Annotated in this window: 26 protein-coding genes and 2 riboswitches; all 26 genes read left to right on the top strand. The window is 28.3% G+C overall.

Annotation, left to right across the window (positions count from 1 at the left end):
- Positions 1–51 precede the first annotated feature (51 nt).
- The 26 genes from efp (at position 52) to COL3_RS23030 (ending at position 21812) form a co-directional block, all read left to right on the top strand.
- Positions 52–609: an elongation factor P gene (efp, locus tag COL3_RS23155; protein ID WP_008417878.1), complete on the top strand. Its 558-nt coding sequence runs from the start codon at positions 52–54 to the stop codon at positions 607–609.
- A gap of 94 nt (positions 610–703) precedes the next feature.
- Positions 704–1072 (top strand): CD1247 N-terminal domain-containing protein, encoded by a 369-nt coding sequence (locus COL3_RS23150; RefSeq protein ID WP_008417880.1) that lies wholly within the window; start codon positions 704–706, stop codon positions 1070–1072.
- 257 nt (positions 1073–1329) lie between these two features.
- Complete coding sequence (gene spoIIIAA / locus COL3_RS23145) at positions 1330–2250, top strand: stage III sporulation protein AA (protein WP_008417882.1); 921 nt, start codon at positions 1330–1332, stop codon at positions 2248–2250.
- The gene (gene spoIIIAB / locus COL3_RS23140; protein ID WP_008417885.1) at positions 2238–2756 is read left to right on the top strand and encodes a stage III sporulation protein SpoIIIAB; all 519 of its coding nucleotides are present in this window, start codon (positions 2238–2240) and stop codon (positions 2754–2756) included. The genes spoIIIAA and spoIIIAB overlap by 13 nt, the downstream gene beginning before the upstream one ends.
- A gap of 59 nt (positions 2757–2815) precedes the next feature.
- The gene (gene spoIIIAC / locus COL3_RS23135; RefSeq protein ID WP_008417904.1) at positions 2816–3013 is read left to right on the top strand and encodes a stage III sporulation protein AC; all 198 of its coding nucleotides are present in this window, start codon (positions 2816–2818) and stop codon (positions 3011–3013) included.
- A 12-nt stretch (positions 3014–3025) separates the two neighbouring features.
- Complete coding sequence (gene spoIIIAD, locus COL3_RS23130; protein ID WP_008417916.1) at positions 3026–3409, top strand: stage III sporulation protein AD; 384 nt, start codon at positions 3026–3028, stop codon at positions 3407–3409.
- Positions 3410–3418: 9 nt separating this feature from the next.
- The gene (gene spoIIIAE / locus COL3_RS23125; protein WP_008417932.1) at positions 3419–4702 is read left to right on the top strand and encodes a stage III sporulation protein AE; all 1284 of its coding nucleotides are present in this window, start codon (positions 3419–3421) and stop codon (positions 4700–4702) included.
- Positions 4703–4709: 7 nt separating this feature from the next.
- Entirely contained in the window at positions 4710–5309 is a 600-nt protein-coding gene (gene spoIIIAF, locus COL3_RS23120; protein WP_008417934.1) for a stage III sporulation protein AF, read from the top strand.
- Between the two features lie 11 nt (positions 5310–5320).
- Positions 5321–5938, top strand: coding sequence for a stage III sporulation protein AG (gene spoIIIAG, locus COL3_RS23115; RefSeq protein ID WP_008417937.1), 618 nt, complete (start codon positions 5321–5323; stop codon positions 5936–5938).
- Positions 5939–5977: 39 nt separating this feature from the next.
- Positions 5978–6490 carry a SpoIIIAH-like family protein gene (locus tag COL3_RS23110; protein ID WP_008417939.1) on the top strand — a complete coding sequence of 171 codons (513 nt, stop codon included), beginning with the start codon at positions 5978–5980 and terminating at the stop codon, positions 6488–6490.
- 100 nt (positions 6491–6590) lie between these two features.
- A complete protein-coding gene (locus tag COL3_RS23105) occupies positions 6591–6971 on the top strand; it encodes an Asp23/Gls24 family envelope stress response protein (protein WP_008417942.1) in 381 nt (126 codons plus the stop codon).
- Between the two features lie 157 nt (positions 6972–7128).
- Entirely contained in the window at positions 7129–7530 is a 402-nt protein-coding gene (gene nusB, locus COL3_RS23100) for a transcription antitermination factor NusB (protein ID WP_008417943.1), read from the top strand.
- Between the two features lie 56 nt (positions 7531–7586).
- On the top strand, positions 7587–8435 hold the full coding sequence (locus COL3_RS23095) for a bifunctional methylenetetrahydrofolate dehydrogenase/methenyltetrahydrofolate cyclohydrolase (RefSeq protein WP_008417944.1): 849 nt from the start codon (positions 7587–7589) through the stop codon (positions 8433–8435).
- Positions 8425–9633 (top strand): exodeoxyribonuclease VII large subunit, encoded by a 1209-nt coding sequence (gene xseA / locus COL3_RS23090; protein ID WP_008417945.1) that lies wholly within the window; start codon positions 8425–8427, stop codon positions 9631–9633. Before COL3_RS23095 ends, xseA begins: the two co-directional genes overlap by 11 nt.
- A 137-nt stretch (positions 9634–9770) precedes the next feature.
- Entirely contained in the window at positions 9771–9995 is a 225-nt protein-coding gene (xseB, locus tag COL3_RS23085; protein ID WP_008417946.1) for an exodeoxyribonuclease VII small subunit, read from the top strand.
- Positions 9982–10851 (top strand): polyprenyl synthetase family protein, encoded by an 870-nt coding sequence (locus COL3_RS23080; protein WP_008417947.1) that lies wholly within the window; start codon positions 9982–9984, stop codon positions 10849–10851. The genes xseB and COL3_RS23080 overlap by 14 nt, the downstream gene beginning before the upstream one ends.
- 17 nt (positions 10852–10868) lie before the next feature.
- Positions 10869–12725 carry a 1-deoxy-D-xylulose-5-phosphate synthase gene (gene dxs / locus COL3_RS23075; protein WP_008417948.1) on the top strand — a complete coding sequence of 619 codons (1857 nt, stop codon included), beginning with the start codon at positions 10869–10871 and terminating at the stop codon, positions 12723–12725.
- A gap of 12 nt (positions 12726–12737) precedes the next feature.
- The gene (locus COL3_RS23070; RefSeq protein WP_008417949.1) at positions 12738–13547 is read left to right on the top strand and encodes a TlyA family RNA methyltransferase; all 810 of its coding nucleotides are present in this window, start codon (positions 12738–12740) and stop codon (positions 13545–13547) included.
- Between the two features lie 16 nt (positions 13548–13563).
- Positions 13564–14418: an NAD(+)/NADH kinase gene (locus COL3_RS23065; RefSeq protein WP_008417952.1), complete on the top strand. Its 855-nt coding sequence runs from the start codon at positions 13564–13566 to the stop codon at positions 14416–14418.
- The gene (locus COL3_RS23060; protein WP_008417954.1) at positions 14415–14867 is read left to right on the top strand and encodes an arginine repressor; all 453 of its coding nucleotides are present in this window, start codon (positions 14415–14417) and stop codon (positions 14865–14867) included. Before COL3_RS23065 ends, COL3_RS23060 begins: the two co-directional genes overlap by 4 nt.
- An 18-nt stretch (positions 14868–14885) precedes the next feature.
- On the top strand, positions 14886–16574 hold the full coding sequence (recN, locus tag COL3_RS23055; protein WP_008417956.1) for a DNA repair protein RecN: 1689 nt from the start codon (positions 14886–14888) through the stop codon (positions 16572–16574).
- 226 nt (positions 16575–16800) lie between these two features.
- Positions 16801–17991 (top strand): SpoIVB peptidase, encoded by a 1191-nt coding sequence (gene spoIVB / locus COL3_RS23050; RefSeq protein WP_008417958.1) that lies wholly within the window; start codon positions 16801–16803, stop codon positions 17989–17991.
- A 607-nt stretch (positions 17992–18598) separates the two neighbouring features.
- Positions 18599–19417: a sporulation transcription factor Spo0A gene (gene spo0A, locus COL3_RS23045; protein ID WP_008417961.1), complete on the top strand. Its 819-nt coding sequence runs from the start codon at positions 18599–18601 to the stop codon at positions 19415–19417.
- A 327-nt stretch (positions 19418–19744) separates the two neighbouring features.
- Entirely contained in the window at positions 19745–20458 is a 714-nt protein-coding gene (locus tag COL3_RS23040; RefSeq protein WP_347474387.1) for an ATP-binding protein, read from the top strand.
- 256 nt (positions 20459–20714) lie between these two features.
- Positions 20715–20798, top strand: a riboswitch (cyclic di-GMP riboswitch).
- Positions 20799–20906: 108 nt separating this feature from the next.
- Positions 20907–21110, top strand: a complete 204-nt coding sequence (locus tag COL3_RS23035) for a hypothetical protein (protein WP_008417968.1) — start codon at positions 20907–20909, stop codon at positions 21108–21110.
- A gap of 128 nt (positions 21111–21238) precedes the next feature.
- A riboswitch (cyclic di-GMP riboswitch) is annotated at positions 21239–21322 on the top strand.
- Positions 21323–21428: 106 nt separating this feature from the next.
- Entirely contained in the window at positions 21429–21812 is a 384-nt protein-coding gene (locus tag COL3_RS23030) for a response regulator (protein ID WP_008417969.1), read from the top strand.
- The last annotated feature ends 484 nt before the right edge of the window (positions 21813–22296 follow it).

Here is a 22296-nt window from a genome sequence, read left to right as displayed (position 1 = left end):
TGAAGATAAAGTTACGTTGTAATTATTTTTACAAATTTGGAGGGATATTTAATGATAACAGCAGGAGATATAAGAAAAGGAACAACTTTTGAATTGGATGGACAAGTATTTACAGTAGTTGAATTTTTACATGTTAAACCAGGAAAAGGTGCAGCATTCGTAAGAACTAAACTTAGAAATGTAATTTCAGGTGGAGTTACGGATACAACATTTAACCCAACTACAAAATTACAAGACGTTGTAATCGAAAGAAAAGAATTGCAATATCTTTATACAGATGGAGAATTATATTATTTCATGGATCAAGAAACGTTTGAACAAATTCCTTTGAATTACGAAAAGGTTCAAGATGCAATAAAATTCTTAAAAGAAAATATGTTTGCAACTATTAAATTCTTTAAGGGAGATGCTTTCTCAGTAGAAGCACCAAACTTCGTTGAATTATTAATTACAGAATCAGAACCAGGTGTTAAAGGAAATACTGCTACTAATGCAATGAAACCAGCAACACTTGAAACTGGTGCAGTAGTAAATGTTCCTATGTTTGTTAATGAAGGTGATGTAATAAGAGTAGATACTAGAACTGGGGAATACATGGAAAGAGTTTAGGACCATACATAGGTTGCTAAGTATACAGCTTAGCAACTTTATTTATATCCGTTAGGGCAATTTTTTACAATTAAAGAAATGGAAGTGAAAAGATATGGAAGAGCTTAGAAAAGAGATTGAAAACTTTAAAAATAATATATCAAAAATAGAAATCAAAGAAGAAAAGGAATATTTTAATAATATTTATTCTATTTTAGAAATTATGAGCCAAAAAATTGAAGAATTAACTATAAATCAAGAAGCTATTGAAGAAAATATTAGATTCATGGATGATGACTTAAGCAATATTCAAGATGAATTATTTGAGGAGTTATCTATAGATGAACTAAATGATATGGAAGAAGAGTATAAGGAAATCAATTGCGCCCATTGCGGTAAACCAATTTTTATTGAACAATCGGCTTTTAATAATAATGACGAAATTCCATGCCCTTATTGTAATAAAAACATTAAAGATAAATAGTTTATTATGTAGATTGTGCATATAATTTAAAACTAAAATCAATAAACTTTTCTAATGGAACTAAGCATCTTTTCAAATGGAATTTAAAATTAGAAGGTAATAAAGTTACAGAATAATGTAAAAGTTAAAGGACTATCCTAAATAAGATTTAGGAGGTCCTTTTTTTATTTTACATATTTTTATGAGAATCAGTAATATTTCAGCTTGAAGGTAAATATTAATTAAATAAGAGAACGATAGAGGAGGCAGTGAGAATTTTGAATGGTGAAGAAGAAATCATAGGGATTTTTCCTCTTAAGATAGGCAATTTAATTAAGGATAGACTTTATAAGGAACAAATTTATGAATTTAGAATCAAGGTTGGTAAACCAATAATAGTTTATTCAAAGCATGGGGAAAGCATTATGAATTATATTTCAACAAAAGAAGATATGAGAAGTATAGTGCAAAAAATTTCAAATTATTCATTATATGCATATGAAGAAGATATACGTCAAGGTTTTATAACAATTAAAGGTGGACATAGGATAGGTATTGCTGGTGAATGTGTTATGGAGAAAGGTGAAGTAAAGACCATACGAAACATTTCATCTGTAAATGTAAGAATTTGCAGGGAAGTTATAGGAGCATCTGACAAAGTAATGAAGTATATTGCTTCAAAATCTAGAATTTATAACACAATAATTATTTCGCCTCCTAAGTGTGGAAAAACAACTATATTAAGAGACATAGCTAGAAATATTTCAAATGGAATGTCTATTTTAGGCCTTAATGGAAAAAAGGTAGTTGTAGTCGATGAAAGGAGTGAAATAGGGGCATGCCATTTGGGAGTACCTCAAACTGATTTAGGACTGAGAACAGATGTATTAGATAATTGTTTAAAAAGGGAAGGTCTTATTATGGCAATTAGAAGTCTTTCTCCAGAAGTTTTAATTTGTGATGAGATTGGGACTCAAGGCGATATTGAATCACTTATTATGGCGTTTAACTCTGGTGTAAATATAATCACAACAATTCATGGCTTTACAATTGAGGATTTATACAAAAGAAAAGTATTAAGTGATTTACTTAATAATCAGATCCTTGAAAGAGCGATTATTTTAAGTAATAGAAGTGGAGTAGGGACAATAGAAAATGTATATAGTCTAAAAGGAGGTGAAAATATGTGCTTAAATTAATATTAGCCATGTGCGTATTTCTTATAAGCACTTATATTGGTTTTTCATATGGCGAAACTTTTAGAAAAAGACAAGCTCAGCTTAAAGAAATTTTAAAAGCTTTAACAATTCTTGAAAATGAAATTGTTTATGGAGCAACACCATTACCTGAAGCATTAGAAAATCTTTCCCATAAGGTCGATAAACCTTTAAGTGATTTTATTAAAGCAATTTCAGATAGGTTAATTAAAGGAGATGTAGAAAGTGTATATGAAGGTGCCTTAGAAGAATATTCAAGGTTTAAAAATGAATTTTTTATATATGATGATGATAAAAAGGTTTTAGGAGATTTTTTTAAATCTCTGGGAGAATCGGGAGTATATGGACAAGAAAAGATATTTTTTTTAGCCGTTGAAGGCATAAAAATGAATTTAAGTGATGCCGAAGATAACGCAAAAAGGAATATAAAGCTTTATAGATATCTTGGAATATGTCTTGGGGCAATGATAGTCATATTTATAATTTAAATAAAAAATATTATGAGTAATTGAAAATAGAATTCTTAATATAGATTGGGGGAAGATTAATGCATGATATAAGCATTCTTTTTAAAATTGGTGGAGCTGGAATACTTTTAGTGGTTTTAGATAAGGTATTAACAAGTAGTGGAAAAGGTGAAATTGCAGCCATTACAAATATTGCTGGAGTTGTAATAATTCTTCTTATGATAGTTTCAATCATAGGAGATTTGTTTAGTACAGTTAAAACAATGTTTATGATGTAAGGTGCGTAGATTATGTTGATAATTAAAATTGTTTCAATAGCATTCATAACATTATTTATTATGATGTTTTTGAAGCAGACCAAAAGTGAAATAAATACATTTCTTGTTTTGGCTGCTGGAGCACTTATACTACTAATAATGATAGAACCACTAAGAGAAATAATTGATTTTTTAAGGCAAATAGCTGATAAAGCAAATATTGATATGTTGTATATCGGAATTATACTTAAGATTTTAGCAATTGCATATATAGCATCATTTTCAAGTGCTTTGTGTAAAGATGCCAATGCAGATAGCTTGGCCGCACAAATAGAACTATCCGGCAAGATTATGATTTTAGTACTCGCTATACCGATTCTTATGGCTGTGCTAAATTCTATATTGCAGATAATGTAGGTGTTAATTATGAAGATGATAAAAAGAGTTACATTAGTATTAATAATGAGTATTACGTTAAATATGGTTTTTTCAATAATTCCAAGTCAAACCCTTTTAAATATTTATAAAGTTTATGCCGCAGAAAGTAGAAGTAAAAGTGACATGGGATTAAATAACGGTATGAAAAATGACGACGAAGCAGAAAGTAAACAGGTAAATGAGGTTAATATAGATGACATAGGTGGAACTGCAAAAGATGAAATCAATTCTTTATATGAATATATAAATAAAATGAAAAATGATGTGGAATTGATGGATAAGCTAGATCCTGTGGAATACATGAAAACATACATTAAAGAAGGGAAAGGCAATCTTTCATTGGATAATATTTTAAATGCAGTAATAAGTTTGGCTTTTAAGGAAGTTAAAAGTGTTCTAAAACTTGTAGTATCAATAGTTACAATAGCAATAATATGTTCACTGCTTAAAAATTTGCAAGATGCATTTTCAAATGAAAGTATATCGCAGGTCGCCTTTTATGCATGTTATGCCTTGATAATAATGGTTTTGTCAAAAAGTTTTATTATATCAATTTCAGTAGCAAGGGATGTGATAAATAATATCTCAGATTTTATGAGTGCTCTTCTTCCGGTATTAGTAACAATGATTACAATTTCAGGCGGTATTGCTCAAGCTACAACATTGGATCCAATTGTTCTCGGGGCAGTAGTTTTTATACCAAAACTATATTCAAATTTTATAATTCCAATGATACTGATGAGTTTTGTTTTAGAATTTGCTAATAATATTTCATCAGAACACAAGATAACCAATTTATGCAAATTGTTTAAACAAATAATAATATGGATTCAAGGAATTGTCGTAACAATTTTTATTGGCCTATTAACTATTCGAGGAATTACATCGTCTACTATTGATGCAGTAACTCTAAAAACAGCAAAATTTGCTGTAGATAATTTTATCCCAATAGTTGGAAAGGCGTTTTCGGATGCAATTACATCTGTTGCAGGGTATTCATTAATAATTAAAAATGCAATAAGTTCAATAGGCTTGGTAGTAATAATATTAATTCTCTTACATCCGCTTATTAAACTTGTGTTAATGACATTCATATATAAATTATCAGCAGCGTTAATAGAACCTATAAGTGATTCAAGGATAACTAAATCTCTGGAGGCAGCAGGAAGTTCCATGGTACTAATAATGTCATGCGTTTTAACTGTAACCTTAATGTTTTTTATACTAATTGGTATTATAGCATCTTCAGGAAGGTTTATAGTTGGAGGATAAAAATTTTATGTTTATAGAAAGTTTGAAAAGTTTCGTAATAACATTGGTGACAGTTCTCATATTTATAAGTGCAGTAGAGCTTATTTCACCTGATAGCAAAATAAAAAAATATATAAGGTTTGTACTTGGTTTAATATTAATTTCTGTAATTTTAAATCCAATTTTACATTTTGTTTCGAATGGAGAAAAAACAGTTGTGGATAACATTAAAAGTTATGAGGAGGTATTTTCAGAAAATGAAGCTAAAGTTGATTTACAAAATATAAACAATAACGACCAAGATAAAGGTGATAACAGAAAGAAAGCATTTGTAAATAATTTTAATAAAAATTGTGACAATTTACTTAAGAACAAATTTAAGGATATGACGTTTAAAAGTGATGTTGATTGTGATGTTGATTTCAATAAAATAACTTTTAATGTAAAGAAACTTAAGATAGGTGTAAGTGATAATAAGGTTAAAAAGGTAAAAAAAATAGTAATTAATGATGAGGTGAAAAGTAACAGTAAAGAAGAAAATAGTGAATATGGAGAAGTACAAGATTATATAAGCAGTGAGTTAGATATTCCTAAGGAGAAAATAGAAGTATATCAATTAGATGAATAGGAGGTATAAAGATGGATAAGGACAAATTAAAAAATGAAATTAGTAAAATTTTAGGTCAAAAGCCATTAAAAAATTTAATTGCTGTATGTTTAATATTAGCTTTTGCATTAATTGCAATGAATGTTTTATATCCAACAACAACCAAAAGCTTAAGCAGCAGCAATATATCTGAAACAACTACAAATCAAGTAAATGTGGATAAGACTAAAGCTCCTAGTGAAGTTGATGCAAAAGATTATGAAGAAAAACAAAAGAATGATTTAAAAAACATTTTGAAGAAAATGGATGGAGTCGGTGACGTTGAAGTAATGATGTCCTTTGAAAATGGAGAAGAAAAGGTTCCGGCATATGACAAGAATACTCAAAAATCAACTACAGAGGAAACAGATACTGAAGGCGGGAAAAGAGTAAATAATCAAGACACAGATTCATCAAAGATTGTTATGTCAACAAGTGACGGAAATAATCAGCCGTTTATTTTAAAAACATACAAACCTAAGATTATTGGAGTAATAGTACTAGCAGAGGGGGCAGAAAACAGTAAAATAAAATATGAAATTGAACAAGCAGTATCTAAATTATATAACTTAAGTTTAGATAAGGTTAATGTATATAGCATGAAGAAGTAGCATATAATTTTATAGAAAAAGAATGGGAGGAAGTTTATTATGACAAAGAAACAATGTGGGATTATATTTACATTATTAGCATTAATATTATGTGTAGGAATGCTAGCTGCAAAACTTAATAATGGAGGATTAAATGATCCAACAGATTTAAGCCAAGTTATTTCAACAGATAAAACTAACAGTCAAGATACAGAAGCTATGAATCAACAAAATTTTTTCTACCAATCTCGTAGTGAAAGAGAACAACAAGATTCAGCAACAATTCAAACTTTAAATTCTATAATTTCAGATGCAAATACATCAAAAGATCAAAAAGATGCAGCTACAAAGGAATTAACTCAAAAAACAATGACAAAGGATTATGAAGGAAGAATAGAACTTGGTATAAAGAATAAAGGATATGAAGATGCTTTATGTATGCTACAAGGAGATAAAGCAACTGTAATAGTCAAATCTCAAACTGCTTTACAAGAAAGTGAAACTGTAGCTATACAAGAAATAGTTCAAGATGTTTCAAAAATAAAAGATGTAATAATACAAGTACAAAAATAGTAGAAAAACCATATTATATTTGTAATGTTAAATTATATTTGATATAATGAACACAAGATTATCATGTTTTGTAATTACAAAACCTAGGAGGTTAAGTAACATGGAAGATTTAATTAGAGAAGAAAATATAGGAGTTGTAAAAATCTCAGATGAAGTAGTAAGCGTTATTGCTGGAATTGCTGCTCAGGAAATCGATGGGATTTTAGATGGTCAGATGGGTGTTGCTAACAACCTTACTAATATCTTTAAGGGTAAGAAAAGCACCGCAAAAGCGAGTAAAGTAACTTTAGAAGAAGATAGAGCAATTATAGATATGAATGTATCAGTTGAATATGGGAAAAAAATCATGGACGTGGTAGCACAAGTTCAAGATAATGTTAAAAAAACTGTTGAAGCTATGACAGGATTATATGTTGAAGCTGTTAACATTTATGTTCAAAATGTTTATTTGCCAAAAAAGGAAGACAGTGAATCTATCTAAGTTGATTTTCACCCTCTGAAGCTTTCAGAGGGTGTTTCTATGCGGATATTAGGAAAGAATATGAAATCGCTCATATACTTAAGGTTTAAAAGAAAATAAAAATGTGTATAATGATAGATGTACATAATTAAATATGTTACATAATTAGGAGGACTATATGAATAGAAAATTATCAAGGGAAAAAACTATGGAGTTATTATTTGGGATAACATTAAGCAAGGACACAATTGAAGAAGCAGTTGAATCATTTATAGAAAATTATGAAGAAAATATAAAAGATATAGACTTAACATATGTGAAGCAAGCATTGATTGGAGTTCAAAATCATAAAGCAGAAATTGATAAAATGATTGAAGCTAATTTACATAATTGGAAGATAGACAGAATATCTAAAGTTAATTTAAGTATATTAAGGCTAGCAACATATGAATTATTATATGATGAAAGTGTACCAAGAAGCGTTGCAATAAATGAGGCGCTAGAAATAGCAAGAAGATATTCAGATGAAAAAAGTGTAGCATTTATAAATGGTGTATTAGATAAGATTAAAGAAAATTAATAACTGTAAACTGTTAATTGTAAACTGTAAACTGAATAAATTGGGTGGTGTTTAAAATGGGGCAAATAATAAACGGTAAAGAAGTAGCTTCAAAGATAAAAGAAGATATTAAAAATTTTGTTAATGATAGAAAAGAAAAGAATTTAAAAATTCCTAAAATAGCATCTATTTTAGTTGGTAATGACGGTGGATCAATATATTACATGTCAAGTCAGGAGAAAGTAGCAAATTCTTTAGGGGTTGAATTCTTAAAGGTAACTTTACCTGAAACCTGCAATGACATAGATGTAATAGAGGAAATACATAAATTAAATGATGATGAAGATGTTCAAGGTATTATTTTACAGCTACCTCTTCCTAAAAAATTTGATGAAAAGAAAATAATCAAACAAATATCTCCAAGTAAGGATATTGATTGTCTTACTTTCGAAAGTCAAGGAAAATTATATATGGGGGAACCAAAATTTTTACCTTGTACACCTAACTCAGTAGTTACATTAATTAAAAGTTTAGATGTAGATCTTACTGGGAAAAATGTTGTCGTACTTGGAAGAAGTAATATAGTTGGAAAACCTGTGGCGCAGCTTTTATTAAATGAAAATGCTACAGTAACAATTTGTCATTCAAAAACTAAGAATTTAAAAGAAGTTTGTAAAAATGCAGATATCTTAGTAGTTGCTATTGGAAGACCAAAGTTTATAGATGAAACTTATGTTAATGAAAATGCAATAGTAATAGATGTCGGAACATCATCCTTTGAAGGGAAGATAACTGGAGATGTGGATTTTGATAAAGTAATTGATAAATGTAAGTTTTTAACACCAGTTCCTGGAGGAGTAGGTTCATTAACAACAACTCTTTTGATTAGAAATGCATGTGAGGCGTTGAAGGAAAATGAATATTAAGACATTAACTGTTTCTGAGGTTACAAATTATATTAAAAGAATGTTAGACAATGATTTTATTTTAGGCAATCTCTCTGTAAAAGGGGAGATTTCTAATTTAAAATATCACAGCAGTGGCCATATTTATTTTACTTTAAAAGATAATAATGGAAGAATAAATTGTGTTATGTTTAAAAGTAATGCATACTTATTGGATTTTTCATTAGAAGAAGGTATGGAAGTAATTATTAAAGGTAGAGCATCTATGTATCCTGCAAGTGGAAGTTTTCAAATTTATTGCGATGAAATAAGAAAAGAAGGCTTGGGAGATTTATTTATTAAATTTGAGAAACTTAAGGAAAAACTATCTAAAGAAGGATATTTCGATGATGCTTATAAAAAAACACTGCCCAAATTTCCTCAGAGAATAGGTGTGGTGACATCTCCTACTGGAGCTGCAATTCAGGATATTATAAATGTTTCCACTAGAAGGAGTAATTTAGTTGAATTAGTTCTATACCCAGCTAAAGTGCAGGGAAAAGATGCATATAAAGAGATTATTGATGGAATAGATTATTTTAATAAAAAGAAATCTGTTGATATAATAATAGTAGGCAGAGGTGGTGGATCAATTGAAGAATTATGGAATTTTAATGAAGAAGAGTTGGCAAAAACTATCTTTCACAGTAAAATTCCTTTAATTTCAGCAGTTGGTCATGAAATAGATTTTACGATTTGTGATTTTGTTGCTGATATAAGGGCAGCAACTCCATCTCAAGGGGCTGAAATAGCTGTACCTTTAAGTGATAGTATTAGAGATAAGGTTTACGACATTTCAAGAGTTATAGATAAAAAGATTCAGGAAAAATTAAGTAACAGTAAAAATGATTTATCTGCTGCAGAAAGAATTTTAAATATTCATTCTCCAATAACTAAAATATCTAACTCATATTTGGAGTTAGATAAATTTCAGGATAGGCTTAACTTTGCAATAAGAACAAAGATTAAAAGTGAAAAAAGTTATTTAGAGAATTTAAATAATTTACTTGTCGCTCATAATCCAATTAAAGTCATCTCTAAAGGTTATGCTATAATTGAGGATAATGAAAAAAATTTAATTACTTCAAAAGAACAATTAAGTGAAGATAAAAACTTGAAAATTTTTCTTAAAGATGGAGAAGTTGAAGGAAAATTTATGATATTAAATCATAAGAAGTAACCTACAATCAATTATAAGTATATGTATTTTTGATATAATTGAGTAAAAATAATTGCATTAAAGTGAACTATTAATTGAGCATACTGATATAATAGAAAGAAAAAAGTTTTAGGCTTTTAAAACAAGGAGTTTGAAATATGGCTAAAAAAGAAAGTTATGAAGAAATGTTAACTAAACTTCAAAATATATTAAATGTCTTAGAAAATAATGAATTGAATTTAGAGGAATCAATAAAATCATATGAAGAAGGAGTTAAACTAATAAATAAGATTTATAAAATACTAGATTCATATGAAACAAAAATTTCTATAATAAAAGAAGATAAAGAAGTGGAGTTTAGTGAAGGAAATGGAGATAAGTAATTTAAAAAAAGATATAAATGATTATTTAGAAAATTATTTTAAAGAAAAAGGAACATATAATAGGATTATATATGATTCATGTAGCTACAGTTTAAATATAGGTGGAAAAAGAACTCGTCCTATATTGCTTGCTTTAACTTATTATTCTTACAAGGAAGATTATAAGAAAGTTATGCCAATGGCTGCAGCAATTGAAATGATTCATACTTATTCACTAATTCATGATGACCTTCCATGTATGGATAATGATGATTTAAGAAGAGGTCAGCCTACTAATCATATTAAATTTAACGAGAACATTGCAGTTCTTGCTGGGGATGCTTTATTAAATGAAGCTATGATAATCATGATGAATTATTCGTTATTAAATAGAGAAAACTCTTTAAAAGCTGCTTATGAAATTGCAGTTGCGGCAGGCGCAGAAGGAATGATTGGCGGTCAGGTTGTAGATATTTCTTCTGAAGGAAAAGAAATTTCAAAAGATCAATTGGAATATATGCATTCAAAAAAAACAGGAGAGCTGATTAAAGCAGCAGTACTTGCAGGAGGTATTTTAGCTAATGCCCCAGAGAATGATATAAAAGCATTAGAGGAATATGGAAATAAATTAGGCTTAGCATTTCAGATTAAAGATGATATATTGGATGTTATAGGTGATAGTGTTAAATTAGGAAAGAATACTCATGCCGATGAAGCAAATAATAAAACTAATTTCATTTCAGTTTATGGGTTAGAAAAATGTATGGAATTATGTAAGACATTAACAGAAGAATGTATAACAATTCTCGAAACTTTGAGTGTTAATGCGAAATACTTAGCGGAATTAACATATACTCTTTTAAACAGAGAAAATTAATAAAGGGAATGATTGTTATGGAATTATTAGATAAATTAAGTTTTCCAGAAGATTTAAAAAAGCTTAATGAAGATGATTATAAAGTTTTAAGTAATGAAATTAGAGAATTTTTAATAGACAGTGTATCTAAAACAGGAGGTCATTTAGCATCTAATTTAGGTGTTGTAGAATTGACATTAAGTTTATTTAAGGCTTTTAACTTTGATGAAGATAAAATAGTATGGGATGTAGGACATCAAAGTTATGTTTATAAGATTCTAACCGGGAGAAAAGAAGGATTTAAAAATCTTAGACAATTAAATGGAATTAGTGGATTTCCAAAGAGAAATGAAAGTAAATATGATTATTTTGATACTGGTCATAGTAGTACCTCAATTTCAGCGGCACTTGGAATAGCGAGAGCCAGAGATATAAAAAAAGAAAAATACAATGTGATTTCTGTAATTGGAGACGGGGCATTAACTGGAGGAATGGCGCTGGAAGCGTTAAATGACGTAGGATTTAGAAAAACAAATTTGATAATCGTATTAAATGATAATCAAATGTCTATTTCTAAAAATGTAGGAGGCCTTTCTAGGTATTTAAATAAGCTTAGAATAGCACCAACATACAATAAGTTAAAAACTGATATACATGCATCTTTGGATAGTTCAAATTTGGGGAAAAATATAGCTGGGAAAATATCTAAAGTTAAAGACAGCATTAAACAGCTAATAGTACCTTCAATGCTTTTTGAAAATATGGGAGTTAAATATATAGGGCCAATTGACGGTCATGATATCAATGCTATGACTGAAGTTTTTCGAATGGCCAAGGAAGTAAACGGTCCTGTAATAATACATGTATTAACCCAAAAAGGAAAGGGCTATGCATTAGCCGAGGAGAGTCCAAGTAAATATCATGCAGTTAGTTCTTTTGATTTAGAAAGTGGAGAATCAAAGGTATCCCCTAAAAATAGTTACTCAAAGGCTTTTGGAAAAGCGCTAATAAACCTTGGTGCAGAAGATGACAAAATAGTAGCAATTACAGCAGCAATGCCTGAGGGAACGGGACTTAGGTGTTTTTCACAGAAGTATAAAGATAGGTTTTTTGATGTGGGAATAGCCGAAGAACATGCAGTTACTTTGGCTGCTGGAATGGCTAGCAATGGTTTGAAGCCTGTTTTTGCTGTTTATTCTACATTTTTGCAAAGAGCATTTGACCAAATGTTACATGATGTCTGTATTCAAAATCTTCCAGTAGTTTTTGCTATAGATAGAGCGGGAATAGTAGGTGAAGATGGTGAAACACATCAAGGGATTAATGATTTATCCTATTTATCAATGATTCCTAACATACATATTGTAGCACCAAAGTGTTTAGAAGAAGTTGAAGTATTATTGAAATGGGCTCTTAATAAAAATGCACCTGTTGCTATTAGGTATCCAAGAGGCGGAAACATAATTAATACGCTTTCTCCAATTGAAGAAGTAGAGGAAGGAAAATGGGAAATAATAAATAAAGGCTCAAAGGTCTGTATAATTTCTACAGGAAAAATGGTGCAACATGCAATGCTGGCAAAAGATATATTATATGAAAAGGGCTTAAATCCTACCATAGTAAATGCAACATTTATTAAACCAATTGATAAAAATATGCTAGAATATATTAAAGAAGAAGGCTATAATATTTTAACAATAGAAGATAATATTTTAAAAGGTGGATTGGGTTCAGCTGTCAAAAATTATCTTTGTGAGATAGATTATAGAGGAACAATTAGATCTCTTGGATATGATGATCAATTTATTCCTCAAGGAAATGTAGAAGCTTTATATAAAGTATATAAATTAGATTGCGAAAACATAAGTAAGGCTGTCATAAAGCTTTATGATTAAAAGGAGAAAAAAATGGCAGAAAAAAAGGAAAGACTTGATTTACTTTTGGTAGAAAAGGGCATAATTACTTCTAGGGAGAAAGCAAAAGCCTGTATAATGGAAGGAAAAGTCTATGTTGATGGTCAAAAAGTAGATAAAGCAGGAGAAAAGGTTAGTTTAAGTGCTAGTATTGAATATAGAGGTGAAACTCTGAAATATGTTAGCAGAGGTGGACTGAAATTAGAGAAAGCAATGAATGCCTATAATATTTCATTGAAAAATAAGGTTTGCATGGATATAGGAGCATCAACTGGTGGGTTTACTGATTGTATGCTTCAAAATGGAGCAGCTAAGGTATTCTCTGTTGATGTTGGGTATGGTCAGTTTGCATGGAAACTAAGAACCGATGATAGGGTAGTCTGCATGGAAAGAACCAATATAAGGTATGTTACTTTAGATGATATAGGAGAACCTTTAGATTTTGCATCTATTGATGTATCTTTTATCTCATTAAAGAAAATAATGCCTGCAACATTAAATCTTTTAAAAGATAGTGGTGAAGTTGTAGCACTTATAAAACCTCAGTTTGAAGCGGGTAGAGATAAAGTTGGAAAAAAAGGCGTAGTAAGGGAAATAAGTACTCATAAAGAAGTAGTTCATGATATTATAAGTTTTTTATTGGAACAGCATTTAAATGTTTTAGGAATAGGTTATTCGCCAATTAAAGGTCCTGAAGGCAACAGGGAGTATTTGGTTTACTTTACAAAAGATAAAAATAAAGAAAGTGATTTTAAAATAGAAGATATAGATGTAGTAGTTGAAGAATCACATGTGGAGATTTAACTTCTTTGGAGGGGCTATGAAAAATATTGGATTTGCAATTAATTCATCGAAAGATAAAGATAATAAAATAATAAATATGGTTATAAAGAAATTTAGAGAAAAATTTGATTTGGAAGAGATATTTGTATTTAGTTCTTTTGATGCAGAGATACAGGATTTAAAAGATGTAGATTTACTTGTTGTTTTAGGAGGGGATGGAACGCTTCTTGGAGTTGCAAGATCTTTAAATGAAAGCTTTAGGGGATCTATTTTGGGAATAAATATAGGTAATTTGGGGTTTTTATCTAGTATAGATATTTCAGATATTGATGTTGCTCTAAATAAACTTGAAGCAGGAAATTATAAAATTGTGGACAGAATGATGTTAAACTGTAAAGTTGAAGCACAGAAAAATATAGAAGAACTTAAAGCTTTGAACGATGTAGTACTAGCTAGAGGAACATTATCTAGAATGGTTAAATTCACAATATTTGTTGATGGAAAAATATATTCTACATTTAGGGGTGACGGGCTAATTATTGCGACGCCTACTGGCTCAACTGCATATTCTTTTTCAGCAGGTGGACCCTTTATATACCCAGATTTAGAACTTATAACCATAACACCAATATGTCCACATACGAAGAGTATGCAAACTATTGTATTAAACGGAAATAGTACTATAGAGGTACACGCGGATCAAGAAGAAGAAAAAATCTATTTAACAGTGGATGGTCAAAAGGCAATTAGAGTAAATCATGATATGTCGGTAAAATTGAGTAAAAATAATAGTAGCTTAAAATTACTATTATTTGATGATTATGATTACTTTAAGGTTTTAAGAAGTAAGATTTTAAATAATTCTAAAGAATGTGATGGTGAGGAAATTTGAAATCAAAAAGACATACAAAAATATTAGAAATCATAGGTTCTAGAGAAATAGAAACACAGGAAGATTTAGCAGATGCATTAAAAAATGAAGGTTTTGATGTAACTCAAGCGACAGTTTCTAGAGATATAAAAAATTTAAAATTAATAAAAGTTCAATCTACTAACGGAAAATCTAAGTATGTTGTATCAACAGGAGAACAAAAGAATATTATCGATAGATTAAGCAATATTCTAGCAAATACAGTTCTCTCAGTAGAAAATGTAGATAAGATGGTTGTTATAAAAACCATAACAGGATCTGCGCCTATAACAGCTGAAGCTATTGATAATTTAGAAAGTGCAGATATTGCAGGTACTGTAGCTGGAGATAATACTATTTTTATATTGGTTAGAAGTATAGAAAGCGCTGAAGATTTAGTGGATAAAATAAGAAAGAGAATGTCATCATAAATTTAAGGGTGGGATGAAATGCTAATTCAATTAAATATTAAAAACTTTGCTTTAATAGAAGAGATAACTATAAACTTTAATGAAGGTTTTAATATACTTTCAGGAGAAACTGGTGCTGGAAAATCTATTATGATAGATGCAATTGATTTTGTTCTTGGCGGTAAATTTTCCAAGAATTTAATAAGAACTGGTGAAGAAAAAACATATGTAGAAGCTTTATTTACAATCGAGAAGTCTAAAGTTTTAAATGTTTTAGAAGAACTAGATATTGAGTATGAAGATATATTAATTATCTCTAGAGAAAGCCATTTAAGTGGGAAAAATTTAATTAAAGTTAATGGAAAAAGTTTGATTACATCTCAACTTAGAAAAATTAGGGCAAAACTTTTGGACATTCATGGCCAACATGCAAATCAAGAACTTTTGCAAAGAAGCAGCCACATATTCTATTTGGATGATTTTATAGGAAATGAAATTATAAGTCCCTTAAAAAAGTATAGTGAATTGAGGGAAATCTTAAAGGAAATTAAAGAAGAGATTAACAGAATTACTGGAAACTCAGATAGAGATAAATTACTTGATTATTTAAAATTTCAGATTGAAGATATTGGAAAGGCTAAACTCAAAGTAAATGAAGATGAAAATTTAAAAGAGGAATATAATATTTTAGCTAATGCTGAAAAAATAAATAATAGTTTGGCTCTCTCTTATGGAATTTTAAGTGGAAATGAGGAATTTAGTGTAATAGATTCAATTTCAAAGGTGATACAAGAACTATCTAGTGTTGAAAATCATTTTGAAAAGATAAAAAAGAGCAAGCAAACAATAGAAGAGGCTTTTTATATTTTAGAAGAAGCTAGTCATGAAATTAGGGATATGTCCGAAGATATTTTTTATGATCAAGATGCATTAGATAAAGTAAATGCCAGAATTTATGAAATAAATTCATATAAGAAAAAGTATGCGCCAACGATACCAGAAATTTTAGAATATCATGAAAAAATAAAAAAAGAATATGATGAAATAATTAATTCGGAAAAAATAATAGAGGAACTAAAGCAAAAGGAAAAAGAAATTTTGACTAAAATGAAAGAAATAGCCTTAATTCTTCATGAACTTAGAAAAAATAGAAGTAAGTATTTGGAAGAAAAGATATTAAAAGAACTGGCGTTTGTAGGTCTTGAAAAATCTAGGATGGAAATTAGCGTAATAGATGGAGAAGAGTTTAATGAAAGAGGCTTTGATGAAGTAAGTTTTATGATATCTACAAATCCTGGTGAACCATTAATGCCTTTAGAGAAGGTTTTATCAGGTGGTGAACTTTCAAGAATAATGTTAGCTTTAAAATGTGTGTTTGCAGAAAAAGACGAAATTCCTACATTAATTTTTGATGAAATAGATACAGGTATAAGTGGTGCAGTTGCGCAAAGGGTCGGAGAAAAGATGTATCAATTATCAAATACGCATCAAGTTTTATGCATAACACATTCTCCACAAATTGCTATATTATCAGATTACCATTATTTTGTTATGAAAGATGTAAAAGATAATAAAACATTTACAAAAATTAAAGTTTTATTAAAAGAAGAAAAGGAATTTGAAATTAGTAAAATGTTGGCTGGCGATGATGTTACAGAAGCAACATTAAACAATGTTAAAGAAATGATAAGATTATGTGAAGCAAAAAAAATAGAAATTAAAAAATAAATACATATTTAAATAAAAATTGGTAAAAATAAAATCATGTGATTACGTGGTTTTATTTTTTTGTTTTGTTATATAAAAAATCAATATGAAGCTAATGAAATAAAAATATATATTTAAAAAATTTAGTATATGCTTAATTTTTTGACTACAATAACAGAGTTCCTATAGGATAAGACTCTCATGGTGTGGGGAAATTAAATTTAGTAAATAGAAGGAGGAGAGAAATATGAAGAAAAAACTTTTATGTACAACTAGTTTAATTATTACTCCAATCCTAATTCTAATTTTAATGACCACAATAAGTATAAGAAAAATACCAAATAAAATTTATACAAAGGATGAAAAAACAGTATCATCAATTGCACCAATAGGGAATACAATAAATAAAATTAATGATAAAGATGATCAATATGAAATAAAATTTTTAGGAATGATTCCACTTAAATCGCTTCAAATTCAAAAAATCAGAGATTTAGAGCTTTATCCTGGAGGAAATCCTATTGGTGTACGAGTTAATAGTGAGGGTGTACTTATTGTCGGATATTCAGATATTGTAATCAATAATAAAAAAGAAGAAAGTCCAGGAAAAGCTGGCGGCCTTGAAATTGGTGATATTATTTTAAAAGTAAACGGTGAAGAAATGGAAAATTCTCTTGATTTGTTAAAAACGATTAAGGAATGTGACAAGGAAGATGTTAAAGTTGATATATTAAGAAATGGTGAGAATTTTACAAAAGTTATTCATTTAAAGAAAGAAAATAACAAGGACTATAAAATTGGTTTATGGATAAGAGATTCAACCGCTGGAGTAGGAACATTGACATTCTATGATGCTAAATCTAAGAAGTTTGGTGCGTTAGGTCATCCGATTACTGATTGTGATACAAATGAGCCTTTTTTAATAAAAAAGGGAGATGTCTTAGAATCATCAATTATTAGTGTTAGAAAAGGTGAAAAAGGCTCACCTGGTGAATTGAAAGGTATTTTTTTAAATGAACAAAAGCCAACAGGAAATATTGAAAAAAATACACAAAGTGGAATATTTGGAGAAATTAAAAATAGTGTTGTATTAAATAAAAGCATAAAACCGCTTAAAGTTGGATTTAGAGATGAAATAACTACAGGAAAAGCAAAAATAATTACAACTATTGATGAAAGTGGTCCTCAAGAATTTGATATAGAAATTGAAAAACTTTTGAATCAATCTACTGCTGGATCGAAAAGCATGGTAATTAAGATTACTGATCAAAAATTACTAGAGAAAACGGGAGGAATAGTTCAGGGAATGAGCGGAAGTCCGATAATTCAAAATGGTAAAATTGTAGGAGCAGTAACTCATGTACTTATTAATAAGCCAGATACAGGTTATGGAATATATATAGAATGGATGCTGCAAGATGCAGGAGTGATAAAATGAAATATATAGGTGGAGATATGCAAATAACTCCACCTAATTTGGTTTTATAAGAATTCTAATATTAATATATATTTTCATTATGATAAGTTAAAAAATATTAGGTAAAAAAATAAAAAAGTAGAAATAATTAGATAATTCTAATGTAAATTATAAAGTATGGAATATTTTTTTTAAAATAAAATAATTATTTCATTGTAGAAAAAAGAATATAAATATATAATAAATATATATTAGCTTAATAATTGAGAATTCAGGAAATATATAGTTACAATTTTATTTATAAAAATACTTTAAACTATTTTTTCAGAAACTATTTACTTTCTGAGAAAAAAAGTGTATAATTTACAAATAGTGGAAGATAAATACACTAAAACAATAAAACTTATTAAAAATTTATTTTTATTGAATATATTAATATAAATTAAAATATATTTGAGAATAAACGTACATACCCTAATAATAAAAAACTTACAAAGTTTTGTAGAAGTGATCTTATATAGTATAATATATAGTAGGTGGATTATTAGATAAGATATGGTTATATAGGGTGAAAATATTTTAAAATACAAAACATAATTTTAGAATTGACAAAAGGAGAGAAGAAAATATGGAAGATTCAAAAATATCTGTACTTATTGCTGATGATAACAAGGAATTTTGCAGCATTTTAAACGATTATCTGTTAAATCAAAGAGATATTGTTGTTACAGGGATAGCTAAAGATGGGAGAGAAGCATTAGATTTGATTGTTGAAAAGAAACCCGATTTAGTGATACTTGACATTATTATGCCACATTTAGATGGTCTGGGAGTACTTGAAAAATTAAATACTATGCAATTAGAAAAGGTTCCTAGAATAATTATCTTATCAGCTGTTGGGCAAGATAAAATAACTCAACAAGCAATAACATTAGGTGCAGATTATTACACTGTAAAACCTTTTGATATGGAAGTATTTACAAAGAGAATAAGAGAAATGTTTAGTGTTGCTCCGGTTCAAGAAAGTAATATTAGAACATCATATCAATCATCATCAATTTTATCCTCAAACGAAAATAAAACTAAGGCACCAATTGACTTAGAAACTGAAATAACTAATATAATACATGAAGTTGGTGTCCCAGCTCATATCAAAGGTTATATGTATTTAAGAGAAGCCATAACTATGGTTGTCAATGATATGGAATTATTATCAGCTGTGACAAAAGAGTTATATCCTTCAATAGCTAAAAAATACAATACAACAGCTTCAAGAGTTGAGAGAGCAATAAGACATGCAATAGAAGTTGCATGGGGTAGAGGTCAAATAGAAGCAATAAACAGATTATTTGGATATACAGTTCATAATGATAAAGGCAAGCCAACTAATAGTGAATTTATCGCTATTATAGCTGATAAATTAAGACTTAAAAATAAAGTTAGCTAAACAAGTTATAGAGACAAAGTTTGAAAAGTTGAAGCTGATAAACTCTATAAAACTTGCTATAGGTTTCAACGTTTAATACCTATAAATATTTAGTTAGATTGTTAGATAAGCATCTTTTGTACATCGGTTTAAAGACTGATATACAAGAGGTGTTTTATATTGCTAAGAATTACCGAAAAAAATAAGACCAGTAATAGATTTAGTTCAAGATTTTTTAGATTATTGTTGTTACAAAAATTTATCTTGTTTTAAGCATAGATGTAATGATTAAAGCGAATATAGACAAAATAACTGATATTGGCAAAACCTATCAATTATTAAAGAAATATAAAAGCATTTTTTAATCGGCTTGATGAAAATGAAATAATTAAATTATTTGTAATTACATCTGTGATATATTTCAAATTAAGGAATAATATGAATAGATATATATTTATATCTATTGAATGTTTTCTTATATTGTCTGCAATATCTGAAATGTTTTTAATGAACGTTGTGCTTATATCAAATTGGATCAATATTACTGGACATATAATTAAGGCTATAGCTGCATATTTTTTGTATAAGGGAGTTGTTGAGACATGTATAAGTAGACCTTACAATCTCTTAAGTGGTAATTTAGAAGACGCAGGTGATAAATTGAAATTATTTGAAGAGATAATAACTCAAAATGAACAATGTGCTAGTTTGCTAATTAATAATTGTGATGATGTAGTTTTTGTACTTAGTGAAAATAAGTTCGTATTTGCTAATAAAAAGATGGCTGAACTTTTGGGTGTAGAAAGAATAGAGAATATTATAAACACTAATGTAGATAGAATTATTATATCGATTGAAGATGATGGTGTTGGAATATCGTATGACAAATTAGATACAATTTTTGAACGATTTGAACAGGTAGATAAAACACTTGTGCGTAATACAAAAGGTAGTGGAATAGGATTGTCACTTGTGAAATCTATAGTAGAAATGCATGGAGGTAATATTAAAGTTGATAAAGCAGATAAAAATAGTCTTGTATTAATTACGTATTTATGTTAATATTAAATTACACATTAACTAACGATAGACTCCCAAGAATAGATTACAAATTTCTTTTCAAACATTTAAAAATAAGATAATGGCAATGGAAAATTGTTTATTATCTTATTTTTAGTTTGTTTAGGAGTTGATTTATCTAAAGATTATGGTAATTATTTATTAAATCAAAGAGTTCTAGGTTTAAACTTTGTGTTAAATATTGATTAATTTACATCATGGTGGTAATATATATATAGACATAAAACTACATTATTATATAAAGATTGGGAACAGTGAAGAATTCTCTTTATTTGGGCATCTTGAGGATTCAGAGTTTATGATGCAACCTACCAATCAAAACTAATTAAAAGCAAAAAATAATTAGTTTTGATTGGTTTTTTATTTATACTAAAAAACAATCAATAAAACAGATGATTTGAGAAATTTATTTTTAGAGGAGTGGATATGTATGAATGTAAACAATAACATAATCAAGTTCATAAATGAAAATTTATCAAAAAATTCTGAGTTTGAATTTATTGCTAGATTAGGAGAATTAACTTTATTGGATATGTACTATATTGAAAAACAATCCACTATTAAAAATATAAAATCAAAATTAACTTATCAAATAATAGACAATAGTTATATAAAAATTCAATATTTTTTATAAATTGAATAAATATATGATTTATTTTAATATTATTGCACTACTGTTAAGTTAAAAAATTAATATAGAGCAAATTATTTGACTAATATTGATTTTTTTGCATAATTATGATAATATATACATAAATTTAGATAAAGATTGGAAGCTATGAAAAATTCTTTAAATGTGGGCACTTTGAGAATTTAGAGCTAGTTGTGCAACCGACCAATTTAGACTAATAATTATTTATTAGTTTTAATTGGTTTTTTTATTTATAAAAAAATAATTTGATAGATTCAATAGTGACTTTATATTATATAATGAAGAAGGAAGGTTGAAAATATGAATGAAAGCCAAAAAAATATATTATTAGTTGAGGATATGTCAAGTGTGAGAAAGTTTATAAAGCTTCTTTTAGAAAATGCAAATTATAATGTAAGTGAAGCATCAAATGGCGAGGAAGCGATTGAGGTATATAAAACATTAGGTAATATTAATTTGATAATTACAGATATATATATGCCACAAAAAAGTGGTTTAGAGTTTGTAGTTGAACTACGGGAGGAGTATAAAGATATAAACATAATTGTTGTTTCGGATGGTGGGGAAAATAATTTTTCTAATGAGTTAGGTGTTTGTGAAGCATTGGGAGCTACCTATTTTATGAAAAAAGATATGATTATTGATGAGTTGGTTAAATTAGTAGATAAGATATTTTCAGAATAAAGTATTTCATGTGTTGTAAATAAGATATATAGACCAAGTGATATTTTAGTTTATTAGATATTACGATACTTACATAAAATAAATTAAAAAGAAAATTATAATAAAGCAACCTGGTAATTTTACTAGGTTCTTATTGTTTAGAAATAATGAATTTAAGTTGTATAAGCTCCAATGAAAGAAATAAGTGAATTTTAGCTGTTATAGCTGATAAGTTAGGATACAAAAGAACAAAGTATGTTATTTATATTTAAGCAGGCAACGTAAAAACGATTAATAGTTGAAATTCATCACTTTTCATGGTAAAATAATGTAAATAAAGAAGGAAAAGGCGGGAAGGTATGTTTGAAAGTTTTAAGAAGTTAATTAGTAAATTATTAGTTTTAACAATAATGTGTATAGGTTTTGTACCAACTACAATGGCATCAGCATCAACAGTAAAAGTAACAGGAATAACATTAAGTCAGACGAGCTTAAGCCTATCAAA

It is taken from the genome of Clostridium sp. LS (assembly GCF_002760435.1).
Lineage (GTDB): Bacteria > Bacillota > Clostridia > Clostridiales > Clostridiaceae > Clostridium.
This window is presented reverse-complemented; position numbering and strand designations above follow the sequence as displayed.